Origin of the sequence: Xylophilus sp. Leaf220, assembly GCF_001421705.1 — a bacterium.
GTDB lineage: Bacteria > Pseudomonadota > Gammaproteobacteria > Burkholderiales > Burkholderiaceae_C > Xylophilus.
On record NZ_LMKO01000001.1, the window covers coordinates 275,959 to 291,120 of the forward strand.

The 15,162-nt window shown below is 71.5% G+C and carries 14 protein-coding genes; 9 read left to right on the top strand and 5 right to left on the bottom strand.

Going from position 1 to position 15,162, the window contains the following annotated elements; genetic code table 11:
- Nucleotides 1-45: 45 nt before the first annotated feature.
- On the bottom strand, nt 46-1,779 hold the full coding sequence (gene phaC / locus ASE76_RS01285; protein WP_055833542.1) for a class I poly(R)-hydroxyalkanoic acid synthase: 1,734 nt from the start codon (nt 1,777-1,779) through the stop codon (nt 46-48).
- A 94-nt stretch (nt 1,780-1,873) separates the two neighbouring features.
- Here phaC and ASE76_RS01290 point away from each other — a divergent pair, with 94 nt between their 5' ends.
- A complete protein-coding gene (locus ASE76_RS01290; protein ID WP_055833545.1) occupies nt 1,874-2,119 on the top strand; it encodes a hypothetical protein in 246 nt (81 codons plus the stop codon).
- Nucleotides 2,120-2,217: 98 nt separating this feature from the next.
- On the opposite strand, the gene pgeF is transcribed toward ASE76_RS01290, so the two are convergent.
- The gene (pgeF, locus tag ASE76_RS01295; protein WP_055833548.1) at nt 2,218-3,027 is read right to left on the bottom strand and encodes a peptidoglycan editing factor PgeF; all 810 of its coding nucleotides are present in this window, start codon (nt 3,025-3,027) and stop codon (nt 2,218-2,220) included.
- A gap of 91 nt (nt 3,028-3,118) precedes the next feature.
- Between pgeF and ASE76_RS01300 the strand changes: the two genes are divergently transcribed.
- The 3 genes from ASE76_RS01300 to ASE76_RS01310 all read left to right on the top strand — a co-directional run bounded on the left by ASE76_RS01300 (nt 3,119) and on the right by ASE76_RS01310 (nt 4,797).
- Nucleotides 3,119-3,427 carry an antibiotic biosynthesis monooxygenase gene (locus ASE76_RS01300; RefSeq protein ID WP_055833551.1) on the top strand — a complete coding sequence of 103 codons (309 nt, stop codon included), beginning with the start codon at nt 3,119-3,121 and terminating at the stop codon, nt 3,425-3,427.
- A gap of 111 nt (nt 3,428-3,538) precedes the next feature.
- Complete coding sequence (locus ASE76_RS01305) at nt 3,539-4,234, top strand: fumarylacetoacetate hydrolase family protein (RefSeq protein WP_055833554.1); 696 nt, start codon at nt 3,539-3,541, stop codon at nt 4,232-4,234.
- 17 nt (nt 4,235-4,251) lie between these two features.
- A complete protein-coding gene (locus ASE76_RS01310; protein ID WP_055833558.1) occupies nt 4,252-4,797 on the top strand; it encodes an NUDIX hydrolase in 546 nt (181 codons plus the stop codon).
- 177 nt (nt 4,798-4,974) lie between these two features.
- On the opposite strand, the gene ASE76_RS01315 is transcribed toward ASE76_RS01310, so the two are convergent.
- The 3 genes from ASE76_RS01315 to ASE76_RS01325 form a co-directional block, all read right to left on the bottom strand.
- Nucleotides 4,975-6,300: a DUF1501 domain-containing protein gene (locus tag ASE76_RS01315; protein WP_055833561.1), complete on the bottom strand. Its 1,326-nt coding sequence runs from the start codon at nt 6,298-6,300 to the stop codon at nt 4,975-4,977.
- Between the two features lie 33 nt (nt 6,301-6,333).
- Complete coding sequence (locus ASE76_RS01320) at nt 6,334-7,929, bottom strand: DUF1800 domain-containing protein (RefSeq protein ID WP_055833563.1); 1,596 nt, start codon at nt 7,927-7,929, stop codon at nt 6,334-6,336.
- Between the two features lie 205 nt (nt 7,930-8,134).
- Complete coding sequence (locus ASE76_RS01325) at nt 8,135-8,851, bottom strand: DUF2325 domain-containing protein (protein ID WP_055833567.1); 717 nt, start codon at nt 8,849-8,851, stop codon at nt 8,135-8,137.
- Between the two features lie 142 nt (nt 8,852-8,993).
- Here ASE76_RS01325 and ASE76_RS01330 point away from each other — a divergent pair, with 142 nt between their 5' ends.
- The 5 genes from ASE76_RS01330 to ASE76_RS01350 all read left to right on the top strand — a co-directional run bounded on the left by ASE76_RS01330 (nt 8,994) and on the right by ASE76_RS01350 (nt 15,128).
- On the top strand, nt 8,994-9,590 hold the full coding sequence (locus ASE76_RS01330) for a DNA-3-methyladenine glycosylase I (RefSeq protein ID WP_055833570.1): 597 nt from the start codon (nt 8,994-8,996) through the stop codon (nt 9,588-9,590).
- Between the two features lie 105 nt (nt 9,591-9,695).
- Nucleotides 9,696-11,480, top strand: a complete 1,785-nt coding sequence (locus ASE76_RS01335) for an ABC transporter ATP-binding protein (RefSeq protein WP_055835431.1) — start codon at nt 9,696-9,698, stop codon at nt 11,478-11,480.
- Nucleotides 11,481-11,603: 123 nt separating this feature from the next.
- Complete coding sequence (locus ASE76_RS01340) at nt 11,604-13,289, top strand: ABC transporter substrate-binding protein (RefSeq protein WP_055833573.1); 1,686 nt, start codon at nt 11,604-11,606, stop codon at nt 13,287-13,289.
- A 1-nt stretch (nt 13,290) separates the two neighbouring features.
- On the top strand, nt 13,291-14,289 hold the full coding sequence (locus tag ASE76_RS01345) for an ABC transporter permease (RefSeq protein WP_055833576.1): 999 nt from the start codon (nt 13,291-13,293) through the stop codon (nt 14,287-14,289).
- Nucleotides 14,286-15,128, top strand: coding sequence for an ABC transporter permease (locus tag ASE76_RS01350; RefSeq protein WP_055833579.1), 843 nt, complete (start codon nt 14,286-14,288; stop codon nt 15,126-15,128). Before ASE76_RS01345 ends, ASE76_RS01350 begins: the two co-directional genes overlap by 4 nt.
- Nucleotides 15,129-15,162: the final 34 nt, after the last annotated feature.

Genomic DNA, 15,162 nt, shown 5'->3' on the forward strand with positions numbered 1-15,162 from the left:
TGAAAGGGTTCTGCGCCGGTGCGGCGCGGTTCGGTTCTTCGGGAACTAGGCCTTCTGGCGCACGTAGCGGCCGGGCGCGGGTTCGATGGCGGGGTGGTCGGCATCGCCGTAGCCGGCAGGCGCGGCCACCATGCGGCCGGCGTGGCCGGCGAGCCACCGGGCCCAGTCGTCCCACCAGCTGCCGGGCCGCTCCTCGGCACCGGCCAGCCACTCGGAATGGGTGGCCGGCAGCAGGCCGTCGTCGCGCACCCAGTGGCTGCGCTTCTTCTTGGCGGGCGGGTTGATCACGCCGGCGATGTGGCCCGACGCGCCCATGACGAAGCGGCACGGGCCCGGCAGCACCTGGGTCGAGCCGTAGGCGCCGCCACCCTGCGCGCCGACCGGCACGATGTGGTCCTCGCGCGAGCCGTAGACGTAGGCCGGCACGTCGACCGTGTTCAGGTCCACCGGCACGCCGCAGACGGTGGCCGCGCCGGGCTGCACCAGCCGGTTCTCCAGGTAGGTGTTGCGCAGGTACCAGGCGTAGAACGGCCCGGGCAGGTTGGTGGCGTCGCTGTTCCAGTACAGCAGGTCGAAGGGCGGCGGCGTGTCGCCCTTCAGGTAGTTGCCGACCACGTAGTTCCAGACCAGCTCGTTGGGCCGCAGGAAGCTGAAGGTCGAGGCCAGTTCCTGGCCCGCCAGCAGGCCCTTCTGGCCCATCTGCGCCTCGCGCATCCTGACGAAGGCCTCGTCGATGAAGATGTCGAGGATGCCGGTCTGGCTGAAGTCGAGAAAGGTGGTGAGGAAGGTGGCCGAGGCGACCGGCTTGTGGCCCCGCCCCGCCAGCACCGCCAGCGCGGTGCCGAGCATCGTGCCGCCCACGCAGAAGCCCAGCGCGTTGATCTTGCCGCCGGCCTTGTCCTGGCCCGCAATGTCCCGCACCAGGTCGATCGCGCGGATCACCGCGTGTTCGATGTAGTCGTCCCAGGTGGCCTCGGCCATCGACGCGTCGGGGTTGCGCCAGCTGACGACGAAGGTGCGGTGGCCCTGCTCGACCGCGTAGCGGATCAGCGAATTGGCGGGCTGCAGGTCGAGGATGTAGTACTTGTTGATGCAGGGCGGCACCATCAGCAGCGGCCGGGCGTGCACCTTGGCGGTGAGCGGCTTGTACTCGAGCAGCTGGAAGAAATCGTTCTCGAAGACCACCGCGCCCTCGGTGGTGGCCACGTTGCGGCCCACCTCGAAGCCGCTCTCGTCGGTCTGGCTCACATGGCCCTGGCGCAGGTCGTGGGCCAGATTCTTCAGGCCGCGCGCCAGGCTCTCGCCCTGGGTGTCCAGCGCCGTCTGCAGCGCGTCGGCGTTGAAGGCGATGAAGTTGCTGGGGGCGGTGGCCGCCGCCCATTGCTCGACCGCGAAGCGGATCCGCGCGCGGATCTTTTCGTCGGCCTGCACCGCGTCGGCCAGGCCCGACAGCACCCGGGTGTTGAGCAGGTGCAGCCGGGCCGCGCCCTGCGCCGCCGGGCTGCGGGCCCACGCCTCGCTGGAGAAGCGGCGGTCCTGCGCGGTGCCGGCGGCCTCGCCCGCCGCGCCCCAGAGCTGGGTCATGCCCTGCAGGTACTCCTTCTGCAGCGCCTGCAGCTTCTGCGGGTCGAGCCGTGGCACCGGGCCGGGCGTGCCGCCCGGCGGTTGCGCCGCGCCGGCGGCGTTGCGCCACAGTGCCTGCCACTGTGCGGCGAGGTCCTGCGCGAAACCCGCGCCGGACGCGCCGGTTCCCGTAGCCGTGCCTGGTCCAGAATCCATGCTGTCTCCTCGTTATGGCGTGAAGCGAATCCGCACGCCCGCATTCTTGCAGACGCGGCGCACCGACCGCCACCCACCCCCATAAGAAAGCGCCATGTACCTCGTCGTCATCGCCTGGCTGTACGTGACCCTGATGATGGCCGCCGCCGAGGCCACCGCCTCCAACGGCAGCCTGCTGGGCGCGCTGGTCACCTTCGTGCTGTACGGACTGCTGCCGATGGGGATCGTCGTCTACCTGATGGGATCGCCCGCGCGCCGCCGGGCGATCAAGCGCAGAGAGGCCGAAGAGTTGGAGAAGGCCGCATCGCAGCCGGCACAGGACGATGTGAAAGAACCGTAGCGAGCAGCCCGAGTGTGCGGCGAGGACCGGAGCCGTACGTCGGTACGGTGAGGACCACAGTTGCGCAATCGGGTCGCGCAGCAGGTTCTCCCACATCGTCAGACGCGCCAGATGCAGGCCGCCATGCGCCCGCTGCTGCCGAGCCGCCCGGCGTCCCGCCGGTGCGAAAAGAAGCGTGACGGATTCGACACGGTGCACCAGCCCGCACCGCCGTCGTTGCCATGGACCGCCTGCACGCCGGCCACCGCGAGCCGCTGCCGCGCCAGGCCGGCCAGGTCGGCCCGCCACTTGCCGGACGAGCCGGCCACCGGCCTGAAGCAGTCGGCGGCCGACGGCTGCCGGGCGACGAACGCGGCCCGCACCTCGTCGCCCACCTCGAATGCCTCCGGCCCGATGCACGGACCGAGCCACGCTATCAAATCCATAGCTGGAGGCCGGCCTGCAGCGCCGGCTGGAGCACCGAAACGCTCCAGAACCGCCTCCAGCACCCCGTCGACCAGCCCGCGCCAGCCCGCGTGCGCCGCCGCGACCTGCCGGCCGGCGCGGTCGGTCAGCAGCACCGGCAGGCAGTCGGCGACCATGACGGTGCAGGCCCGGCCGGGCCGCGAGCCGATGCAGGCGTCGGCGCAGGGAACGTCGTCCGGGTCGGCACCGTCGAGCGCCGCCGTCTGCGTGCCGTGCACCTGCTGCAAAAAGAACGGCTGCGCGCCGATCGCCTGCGCCAGCCGCGCGCGGTTGGCGGCCACCGACGCGGGAGCGTCGCCGACGTGATCGCCCAGGTTCATCGACCCCCACGGTCCTTCGGACACGCCACCGGCCCGGGTGGTGAAGACGGCCCGCACGCCGGGCGGCGCCGGCCAGTCGGGCACGATCCAGTCGGACGGGCATGCGGGAAGTGGAGACGTCATGGAGGGCGAAGTGGCGGTAGAGTTTGCAACCCGGGCGACCAGCATAGCCGCCCCGTCCCTCCACCCTCCGGGCGCCGCGCCCGCATCTCCCATGATCCTGGAACACGCAGACATCCGCATCGCCCCCGGCCAGCAGGCCGCCTTCGAGGAGGCCCTGCACCGCGGGCTGGCCACCGTCATCTCGCGCGCCAAGGGCTTTCGCCGCGGCGCGCTGCAGGCCGGCGTCGAACAGCCCGAGCGCTACCTGCTGCTGATCGAATGGGACACGCTGGAGGACCACACCGTGGGCTTTCGCAACTCGCCGCTGTTCGCCGAATGGCGCGCCATCGTCGGCCCGTTCTTCGCGGCGCCGCCGGTGGTGGAGCACTTCCGCCTGGCCGCGCCGACCGGACAGGCCTGAGCGCGCCACGGTGGCACACTGCCGGACGGCGCCCGCGCCACCGGCGGTCCCCGCGCCGGCACGCACAGCCCCGATCCCGCACCGCTTTTCCAGAAACCTCCAGGATTTCGCATGAGCTATGTCTTCGCACCTTCCGCACCCGTCGCCGTCCCGGTGGCCGGCCGTCCCGAACAGTTCCCGGTGCACCGCATTTACTGCGTGGGCCGCAACTACGAAGAGCACGCCAAGGAGATGGGCTTCACCGGCCGCGAGCCGCCCTTCTTCTTCCTGAAGCCGGCCGATGCGGCCCTGGTGGTGCCCGAAGGCCAGACCGGCAGCCTGCCCTACCCCAGCCTGACGAAGAACTTCCACCACGAGATCGAGCTGGTGGTGGCGATCGGCAAGGGCGGCAAGAACATCGCCGCGGCCGACGCGTTCGACCATGTGTTCGGCTACGCCGTCGGGCTCGACATGACCCGCCGCGACCTGCAGAACGAGATGAAGAAGCAGGGCCGCCCCTGGAGCATCGGCAAGGGCTTCGACCACAGCGCCCCGATCGGCCCGATCCTGCCGAAGGAGCAGGCCGGCGACATCGAGCGCGCCGAGATCTGGCTGAAGGTCAACGGCGCAGACCGCCAACGCAGCACCGTCGCCAAGCTGATCTGGAACATTGCCGAGACGATCGAGCACCTGTCGGCCGCCTGGGAACTGCAGCCCGGCGACCTGATCTACTCGGGCACCCCCGAGGGCGTGGCCGCCGTGGTGGCGGGCGACGTGCTCGAGGGCGGCGTGGCCGGCCTGGGCACGCTCAGCGTCAAGGTCGTCTGACCGCACCGCAGCCGCCGATGATCCAGCGCACCCCGATCCGCCACTGCCGCAACTGCGGCACCGCCGTGGTCTACCGCCTCCCCGACGACGGCGACACCAAGCTGCGCGCCGTCTGCCCGGCCTGCCACACCGTCCACTACGAGAACCCGCTCAACGTGGTCGGCACGGTGCCGCACCTGGACGACCGGGTGCTGCTCTGCAAGCGCAACATCGAGCCGCGCAAGGGCAAGTGGACGCTGCCCGCCGGCTTCATGGAGCTCGACGAGACGACCGCAGGCGGCGCGGAGCGCGAGACCGACGAGGAGGCCGGCGCCCGGATCGCGATGGGCCCGCTCTTCAGCGTGATCAACGTGGCCGCCGTCGGCCAGGTGCATTTCTTCTACAGGGCTCAGCTGCTGTCCGATATCTTCGACCCGGGCCACGAGACGATGGAGGCACGGCTCTTCGCCGAAGAAGAAATCCCCTGGGACGAGATCGCCTTCCGTACCGTGCGCGACACGCTGCAGCTGTACTTCGCCGACCGCAGGAACGGCATGTTCGGCATGCACCACTTCAGTATTTAGCGCCCCCCGGTGCGCCTTCGGCGCTGCCCCTCCAGGGGCGAACCCGGTGGCCCGGCACAGCCGGATCCACGGGTTCCCTGCTGCGGGTGGCCCGCCGCCGGCAGGCCGGATTTCAATGAAAAGTGCCTGTGGCCGGCGTACGGCGCCGGCCACCAGCTATTCTTTCGATAGCACCGGCTACACCAGCCCTAGATCGACCGGCCGCACGCCTGGGAACACCTGGGCGAGCCGGCCGGCATCCAGCCCATACATGCGCCCGAACAGCCCGCCGATCACCGCGCGGTATTCGTTGAGCACCGGAAAGTCGCGGTTCTGGTTCAGCGTGCCGGGCGCGACCGCCACCTGCTCCCCCACGATCCGGCCGCCGCGCACCGCGCCGCCGGCCACCCAGTAGGTGCTGCCGTGGCCGTGGTCGGTGCCGCGGGTGCCGTTCTCGCGGAAGGTGCGGCCGAACTCCGACACCACCACCACCACCGTCCTGTCCCAGGCCGGCCCCATCTCCTCGGCGAAGCCGGCGATGCCGCTGCCCAGGTTGCCCAGCAGGTTGGCCAGCTGGCCCTGGGCACCGCCCTGGTTGACGTGGGTGTCCCAGCCGCCGACGTCGATGAAGCCCAGGTTGAAGCGGTCGCGCATCAGCCCCGCCATGCGGCGCGCCTCCAGCTCGAAACCCCTGGCACTGAGCGCGCGGCGATTGGCGGCCTCCATCTCCTGGTTGCGGGCGGCCATGTCGGGCGCCATGCCGGCGGCCGGCCCGGCGGCGGACGCGGCCGTGCGCTTCTGCAGCGCCTCCGCCTCTTCGGCCACCGTCCTGCGCAGCTCGAAGCCTTCGGCGATCACCGGCTCGAAACGGGTGCCCTGGTACATCTGCGCCAGCAGGGCCGTCTGCCGCGCGTCGAACGGCGTGCGGCCGGTGCCCTTGAGCGAGACGTTGGGCACGTTCTGCGGGCCGGCCATCACGCCCGGCAGGCCGTCGGTGAACGCCACCGGCGCGGCGCGCCCGCCCATCGCGCCGGCCAGGCGGTTGAGGAAGCCGGTGCCGCGCTGCGCCGGATCGGCCGCGGCGGTGGAATGGTCGCCCGGCATCGGCAGCCCGGCCTCGACGCCGTCCTGCGTCTCGAAGTGGCTGCGCGAGAGATCCTCGGTGCCGGCGAAGGGCAGGAAGGCCAGTTGCCGCCGCTGCCACAGCGGCAGCACGCCGCCGGCCAGCGCCGGATGCAGCGCCCAGCCGCCCTCGGCGCCGGGCAGTGCGACGGCGGCCTGCGGATCGGCCGCCGCATCGCCCGCAGCCGGCCGGCGGATCGCGATGGTGGGCCGAGAGGCGTAGTAGAAATCGCTGCCCGCCGGCACCAGCACGTTGGCCGCGTCGTACCCGCCGCGCAGGAACACCAGCAGGAACCGCGCATCGGCCTGGGCCGGCAGCGCATAGGCGCGCGACCCGATCGCCGGCCCCGCCAGCGCCAGCCCGGCGCAGCCCAGGCGCCGCAGGAGTTCTCGTCTTTGCATCGCATGCTCCTCGCGCCTCGGCGCTCGTTCGGTTTATCGGGTCATCCACTCGGGCGACGACAGCAGCACCGCGTTCCATTCGGGCTGCGACGCGGTCTGCGCCAGCGCGGTGCGGGTCGCGGGGCCGAGCGTCGGCTCGACGAAGCGGTAGTAGCTGCGGGTGGCGAGCACCGGGAAACCGGTGCGCGGCAGCGGCTTGCCGTCGTCGTCGGTGTAGAGCGCGGCCTGGCCGGCGCCCATCGCGCGGGCGATCTCGAAGCGCTTGACCATCTGGCCCGAGCTGGCCCACGCCGCCTCCGACGCCGGATAACCGTCGGGCGAGATGCGGCCGTAGAGCGGCTCGCCCAGCTGGTTCAACCAGCCGATCACCGGCCGCAGGTTGCCGATCGGCCGCTCGGCATAGGCCAGGCGCAGCGACGAGACGACGTACTGGAACGGGTCCTTGAACTTGTGCGGCCCGCCTGCGGCCAGGGCGGCCTCCATCTCGGGCGACAGGAACATCGTGCGCAGCACCTCGGCGACGTCGCCGCGCGAGCGCTCGAAGCGCTGCGCCATGCGGTCGACCAGGGCGGGCGGCGGCGTGTCGGCCACGAAGTACGCCGCCAGCTTGTGCGAGACGAAACGTGCGGTGGCCGGCTGGCGGGAGAGCAGTTCGACGGCCTGCTCCACCTCGCCGAAGCCGCGCCCTTCGATCCGCTGGCCCAGCACGGTCTTCGCGCCGAAATCGTGCCGGGCCGGATTGAACTCGAACAGGCCTTCGTGCAGGTACAGCGCCTGGCGCTGGGGTGGGAGCCGCGGCGGCTGGCCGTCGTTGTCGATGCCCACGCCGGTCAGCACCCGGGCCAGCTCCTGCACGTCCTGCTGGGTGTAGCGCGAGCCGCTGGGGCCGCCCGCCACGCCGAGGGTGTGCAGCTCCATCAGTTCGCGGGCGTAGTTCTCGTTGATGCGGTTGACCGCGCTCTGGGCGTTGTCGAGGTACTCCAGCATCGCCGGCGACCGCAGCGTGGCCAGCACCAGCGTGTCGAAGCGGGCGAACGCCAGGGGCCGCACCGTGCGCTCCTCGTACTCGCCCAGCGTCCAGCGCACGTTGCCCTTGCCGGAATAGACGTTGAAATGGTTCATCCAGAACCAGGTCATCTGCTCGCGCAGCTGGGTGGGCGACTGCAGGGCCCGCAGCAGGTGGCGGCGGGTGGTGTCCTGCACCGCCTCGTTGTTGGCGCGGTTGAGGGCGGTGCGGGCCGCCTGCTTCTCGTCCTCGTCCGCCAGCGTGTTGATGCGGCGCTGCTCGGCGCGCGCCGACCGCAGCCGCTGCTCGGCGCTCTGCTGCGCGACCGGCATCGCGGTGATGGCGGCGGCCAGGGCCGGCGGATCCTGCGCCGGCGGTGCCAGCTGCCGGTCGAGGTAGGCCTTGCGCCCCAGCGTCTGCAGCTGCCGCGCATCGCCCTCGTCCGCGCAGAAGTTGACCCGGTTGAGCCAGCGCCAGTCGCTGGCGGTCAGTGCCGCGCCGCTGCCGTCGGCACTGGGCGCGGTGCCCGGCGCCGCGCAACCCGCGGCGGACAGGCCCGCGCCGGCGGCGGCAGCGCACAGCAACGTGCGGCGGGACAAGGAGGTATCGGTCAAGGAAGGCATGCGGAACTCCGGTGCGGCACCGGCGGCAGCAGGCCGGCCTGCCGCCCGACGGAACCGGTGGCCGGGCGGGCCATGTCGGGGCCGCCAGTGTGCGCCCGCGGCCCGCCGGCCGGCATGGAGTTGCGGTGGACGGTTCGTAAAGAAAGCGCAAACCGCGTGTCCCGCGGTTATGGGCCGCCGCGCCCGGCGTGCGGGTGCGGCCGTGTCAGCGGTGCAACGCGTCGGCCGCCTCGGACTGGCCGCCCGCCCGCATCCACTCGATGGTCTGGGGCCGGTCGACCAGCACGCATTGCTTGCCGGTGCGGCGGCAGTGGTCCTGCACCCGCCAGTAGGCACCGTGGCCGACGCAGCCGGTCTGGCAGATGACCAGGTCGGCGGCGATCAGGCTGGCTTCCAGCGCCTCGGCATCGTCCTGGTCGCTGCCGCCGTGGTGCAGGAACTGGCCGCCCGCGCGTTCGACCAGGTGCTGCGCCGCGGTGGCATCGTCCGCATCGGGCCCGATGCAGAGGACCGCCTTGCGGTGAAGGTCGGCAGCGACCGGCGTCGCCGCAGGCACCGTGCCAGGACCGGGCGCCGCAGCATCCGGCAACCGCCCCGCGCGTACCTGCCAGCCGAGCCGCTCGCGCATCAGCCGCTGCACCCGCTCCACCAGCGCCTCGCCCCGCCGGGCCAGCGCCAGCCGGCGCGGCAGGCCAGGCACTGCGGCCTCGGCCCGCAGCCGGTCTTCGTGGGCGAAGGCGAGCGCCGTGTCGCGCACGACGACCGCCGCGCGCAGCCGCACCGCCTCGGCCTCCAGCCGCGCGATGGCGCGGGCCTGCGCGACCAGCAGCTCGCTGCACCGGCCCTGCGAACGGCCATACTGGCGCGCAAGCGCGGCGTACTCGCGCGTGGCGCTGGGGGTATCGGCAGGCGGCTGGTTCATGGTGCTCCGTCCGGTGGATGGGAAGCCGGCAGGCGTCGGAGCGGACATTCTAGATGAGAATATTTTTCATTTACAACCCCTGTCAACGCGGTTGCGAGGGCCTGCAAAGCCCACCCGCCGCCCTTCACCTACCGGAAAAGCCATGCATGCCCACCTCGACTCCTGCCCCCGCTGCGCCTGGGCCGGCTCCGATCCGCAGATGCGGGCCTACCACGACCACGAATGGGGCGTGCCGACGCACGACCCGCGGGCGCTGTGGGAATCGCTGATGCTCGAAGGCTTCCAGGCTGGCCTGGCGTGGATCACCGTGCTGCGCAAGCGGGTCGCGTTTCGCGCGGCATTCGCAGGGTTCGATCCCGAGCGGGTCGCGCGCTTCTGTGCCGACGACGTCGCGCGGCTGATGGCCGATGCGGGCATCATCCGCTCCCGCGCGAAGATCGAGGCCACCCTCCACGGCGCCCGCATTTATTGCGAGATGGCCGCGCGCGGCGAGGACTTCGCCGCCTTCTGCTGGTCCTTCACCGACGGACAGGTGCTGCAGGGCGACGGGCACACCGTGCCCGCATCGACCGACCTCTCGGCCCGGGTGTCGAAGGAGTTGAAGCGCCGCGGTTTCAAGTTCGTCGGGCCCACCATCGCCTATGCCTGGATGCAGGCGGTGGGCATGGTCGACGACCACACGGCCGCTTGCTTCCGCTACCGCCGGCCTGCGCCACAACGTATCGACGCCACGCCGTAGCCCGGCCGACCGGCACGGGTCCCCTCGCGCCAAAACCGGTCAGCGACTAAGCATGGTCGAAAAAATTCGTGGGCAGCGGGCGCCGCGAACGGTGCAATGCACCCCATGTCCGTTTCGCTCTCGCTCGCCGCTTCCCCTTCTCCTGCCGCTGCGCCGGCACCCCTGCTCGACGTGCGCGGCCTCGACGTGCGCTTCGACGGCCACCATGCGGTGCGCGCACTCGATCTGCAAATCCGGGCGGGCGAGACGCTGGCGCTGGTTGGCGAATCGGGCTGCGGCAAATCGACCACCGCGCTGGCGCTGATGCGGCTGCTGCCGGCGCATGCGCAGGTCGGCGGCACGGTGCACTTCGGCGGGCAGGACCTGCTGGCGCTGAACGAACATGCGCTCACCCGGCTGCGGGGCCGCGCGATCGGCATGGTGTTCCAGGAGCCGATGACCTCGCTCAACCCGCTGCTGCCGGTCGGCCGGCAGGTGGCCGAGACGCTGCTGCTGCACGGCGCGGCGACGAAGGCCGACGCCCGCAAGTGCGCCGTCGAACTGTTGGACCTGGTCCGCCTGCCCGACGCGGCGCGCCGCTACGACGACTATCCCCACCATCTCTCGGGTGGCCAGCGCCAGCGCATCGTGATCGCGATGGCGGTCGCCTGCAACCCGCAGCTGCTGATCGCCGACGAGCCGACCACCGCGCTCGACGTCACGGTGCAGGCCCAGATCCTGCGGCTGATCGACGACCTGCGCCGCGAGCGCGGCATGGCGGTGCTGCTGATCACCCACGACCTGGGCGTGGTCGCCCAATGGGCCGACCGGGTGGCGGTGATGCACGGCGGCCGCAAGCTGGAGCAGGGCCCCGCCGCCCGCGTCTTCGCGGCGCCCGCGCATGCCTATACCCGCGGGCTGCTCGGCGCGTCGCTGCACCTGGAGCAGGACCTGCACTACGAAACGACCCGGCTGGCCGAGATCCAGCCCGAGAGCGACGGCCGCTTCACCCTGGTGCGCCCCGCGCGCCGCGCGCCCGGCGCGGCGCGCGGCCGCCCGGCCGACGCGGCGCCGCTGCTGGCGGTCGAGGGCCTGGCCGTGCGCTACCCCGGCGCACCCGCCGGCGTGCGGGCGGTCGACGGCGTCGATTTCCAGATCGCGCCGGGCGAGACGCTGGGCCTGGTGGGCGAATCGGGCTGCGGCAAGTCGAGCCTGTCGCGCGCCATCGTCCGGCTGGTCGATGCCGATGCCGGCCGGGTGCTGCTGGGCGGCACCGACCTGCTGGCCCTGTCGCCCCGCGCGCTGCTGCCGCACCGGCGCCGGGTGCAGATGATCTTCCAGGACCCGTACGGCTCGCTCAACCCGCGGCACCGGGTGGAGGACCTCCTGGGCCATGCGCTGGCGATCCACGGCGTGACGGCGCGGGCCGAGCGCGAGCAGCGCATCGGCGCGATCCTGGACGACGTGGGCCTGGGCGCCTCGGCCCGCGCCCGCTATCCCCACGAGTTCTCGGGCGGCCAGCGTCAGCGCATCGGCATCGCCCGCGCGCTGGTGCTGCGGCCCGAGCTGGTGATCTGCGACGAGCCGGTCTCGGCACTCGACGTGTCGGTGCAGGCGCAGATCCTCAACCTGCTGGTCGACTTGAAGGCGGTCTACGGCCTCGCCTATCTCTTCATCTCGCACGACCTGGCGGTGGTGCGCTATATCGCCGACCGGGTGATGGTGATGCACGGCGGCCGGATCGTCGAGACCGGCGACCACCACGGACTCTGGGCCGCGCCGCAGCACCCCTACACCCGCAGCCTGATCGCGGCGGTACCAGGGCGGCGGGATGCGCAGGCCGGGCCGACGGCGATGACCCCGGCCAAGGCGGCCCCGCCGGTTGAGCCGGCGCTGCGGCGCGCGGCCTAGCGCGGACCGGCACATCCGCAGCGCCGGCCCGCCGGCCGCGGCCACGGAGCGCCACCGCCCCGGCACCGATGCCTTCCCCTCACGTCCTTCTTTTTTCCTTCCATCCCACTCCTGCCATCCGCCATGCCCGATATCCGCTCCGATGCTTCTTCGCCCGCAACCGTAGACACGCACCTTCCGCGCCGCACCGTCTTCCACCTGGCCGCGGCACTGGCCGCGAGCGCCGGCGTGCCGGCCCTTTGGAGCGGCCCGGCCCATGCGCTGGACAAGGCGCAACCGCCGGGCACCGAGGGCGCGCAGCGCGGCGGCGCGGTCAACGCGGTGGTGCATCCCGAGCCGCCGACGCTCGCCTTCTTCATCAACACCTCCACACCGGGCCGCACCGTCGTCAGCAAGATCTTCGACGGCCTGCTCGATTACGGCCCCGACCTGAAGCCCCGGCCGCAACTGGCCGAAAGCGTCGACGTGTCGGCCGACGGCCTCACCGTGCGGCTGCTGCTGCGCAAGAACGTGCTCTGGCACGACGGCAAGCCGTTCACCTCGGCCGACGTGAAGTTCTCGGCCGAACAGGTGTGGAAGCAATACGCACCCACCGCGCGACGGGTGTTCCAGTACCTGACGAAGGTCGAGGCACCCGATGCGCACACGGTGGTGCTGACGCTGTCGAAGCCCACGCCGGTGATCCTGAACGCGCTGGACGTGGTGGCCGCGCCGGTGCTGCCGAAGCACCTGTACGAAGGCACCGACATCCCGAACAACCCGTACAACAACAAGCCGGTGGGCACTGGGCCGTTCGTGTTCAAGGAATGGTCGCGCGGCAGCCATATCGCGCTGGAGCGCTTCGACCGCTACTGGGTGCCGGGCCTGCCCTACCTCGACAAACTCACCTTCAAGATCATCCCCGACGTGGCCGGCCGCGCGACCGCGCTGGAAACCGGTGCGGTGCACTACGGCGAACGCAACCCGGTGACCTTCGCCGACGCCGACCGCCTGGCCAAGCTGCCTCACCTGGTGGTGAGCAAGGAGGGCTACAACGGCTTCGCCGGCTGGCTGTGGCTGATCCCCAACCTGCGCGACCCGGTCGTGGCCAAGCTGGAGGTGCGCCAGGCGATCCTGCATGCGATCGACCGCAACGCGCTGGTCAAGACGGTCTGGGGCGGATACGCGGTGCCGGCCACCGGGCCGGTGTCGTCGCTGCTCAAGACCTTCTACACCGCCGACACCCAGCAGTACCCGTTCGACCGCAAGAAGGCCGAAGCGCTGCTCGACGCCGCCGGCTACCCCAAGAAAGCCGACGGCTGGCGCTTCAAGCTCGACCACGACTTCATCCCCTTCGGCGACGACTACCGCCGCACCGGCGAGTTCGTGCGCCAGGCGCTGCGGGCGGTCGGCATCGACGTCACGCTGCGGGCGCAGGACCTGCCCACCTGGACCAAGAACGTCTTCGGCGACTACAAGTTCCAGCTGGTCAGCTCCTGGGGCATCAATTGGCAGGACCCGCAGATCGGCGTGGAGCAGCACTATTGGTCGAAGGCCGAATCGAAAGGCACCGCCTGGCAGAACGCCTCGGGCTACGCAAGCCCCGAGGCCGACCGCCTGCTGGAAGCCGCGCAGACCGAGCGCGACCCCGCAAAGCGGGTCGAGATCTACCGCGAGTTCCAGAAGCTGGCCGAGAAAGACCTGGCGCTGCTGCCACTGTTCGAATTCCGCTGGTTCGGCGTCTGGGACAAGCGGCTGCGCAACGTGACCGACACCTTCAACCACAGCCAGAACAACTTCGCGAAGGTCTGGCTCGAGGCGAAGCAATAGCATGCGGCCGCTGCTGACCGCCTTGATGCGGCGCCTGGTGCAACTGGCCGGCGTGGTGCTGGCTACCGCGGTGCTCAACTTCGCGCTGCTGAAGGCCCTGCCGGGCGATCTGGTGGACGTGATCGCCAGCGAGAGCAGCAGCGTCACGCCCGAATACGTGGCGCAGTTGCGGCAGCTCTACGGGCTCGACCGCGGCGTGGGCGAGCAGCTGGCCGCCTACCTGCGCCGCATCGCGCAGGGCGACCTGGGCTTCTCGTTCCGCTATGGCGAGCCGGTGCTGGGCCTGGTGCTCGACCGGCTGGGGCCGACGCTGGCCCTGGTCTCCACCGCGCTCCTGGTGTCGGTGACGGTGGGCGTGCTGTTGGGCGTGGCCTGCGCGCGCCGGCCGCACGGCCTGGCCGACACCGCCATCTCGGCCTTCGCCACCGTCGGCTATTCGGCACCGATGTTCTGGACCGCGCTGATGCTGGTTGTGCTCTTCGGAGTGCACCTGGAATGGCTGCCGGTGGGCGGGCTGCGCGAGATCGGCGCCGGCCATACCGGGCCGCGGCTGCTGCTGGACTACCTGCACCACCTGATGCTGCCGGCGCTCACCCTGTCGATCTACTACATGGCCGTGTATGCCCGGCTGGCGCGCGCCTCGATGATAGAGACGCTGTCGGAGGACTACATCCGCACCGCCCGCGCCAAGGGTGCGGGAGAAGGCCGGGTGGTCTTCGGCCATGCGCTGCGCAACGCGGTGCTGCCGGTGCTCACCATGCTGGGCCTGCAGAGCAGCGCGCTGCTCGGCGGCTCGATCGTGGTCGAGACGGTGTTCGCCTGGCCCGGCCTGGGGCAGCTCTCGTTCGAGGCGATCAAGAGCCGCGACCTGCCGGTGCTGCTGGCCGTGCTGCTCTTCAGCGCGGTGCTGGTGGTGCTGGCCAACGCGCTGGTCGACGCGGCGCAGGCGCGGCTCGATCCACGGGTGCGCACCGCGCCGCGCAAGGCGGTGGCGGCATGAAGCGCTGGTACCTGCAACCTTCGATCGTGCTGGGCGGCGGCGTGCTGGCCGTCGTGCTGCTGGCCGCGCTGTTCGCGGGCCTGCTGTTCCCGGGCGATCCGCTCGACATGGTGGCCGCGCCCTACCTATGGCCGGGCCAGGACGCCGCCACGCCGCTCGGCACCGACCTGATGGGCCGCGACCTGCTGGCGGGCCTGTTCCACGGCGCGCGGGTCTCGCTGCTGGTGGGCGTGTCGTCGGCCCTGCTGGCGCTGACCATCGGCATCGCGGTGGGCGCCGCGGCCGGCTTCTACCGCGGCCGGGTCGATGCGGTATTGACCCGCGTCACCGGGTTCTTCCAGACCATTCCCGCCTTCCTGCTGGCGATCGTCCTGGTGGCGGTGCTGACGCCCTCGATCGGCACCATCGTGTTCGCGCTGGGCGTCACCGCGTGGACCAGCATCGCGCGGCTGGTGCGGGCCGAGTTCATCTCGCTGCGCGAGCGCGAGTTCGTGCGCGCCAGCGTCGCCCTGGGCGCGAGCGACCTGCACCTGGTGTTCCGCGAGATCCTGCCCAACGCCTGGACGCCGGTGATCGTCTCCACCGGCCTGCTGGTGGCCAACGCGATCCTGTCGGAGGCGGGCCTGTCCTTCCTCGGACTGGGCGACCCCAACCAGGTGAGCTGGGGTTCGATGATCGGCCTGGGCCGGGACGCGCTGCGCACCGGCTGGTACATGACCGCCCTGCCCGGCATCGCCATCGTGCTCACCGTGCTGGCCCTGAACCTGTTGAGCGACGCGCTCAACGCCGCCCTCAACCCGCGCCTGCGCCGTGCGCGCCGCGCCCCGCCGGTGTTGTAGCCGCCGGCCTCTTCTCTGACTGCATCCACCACCC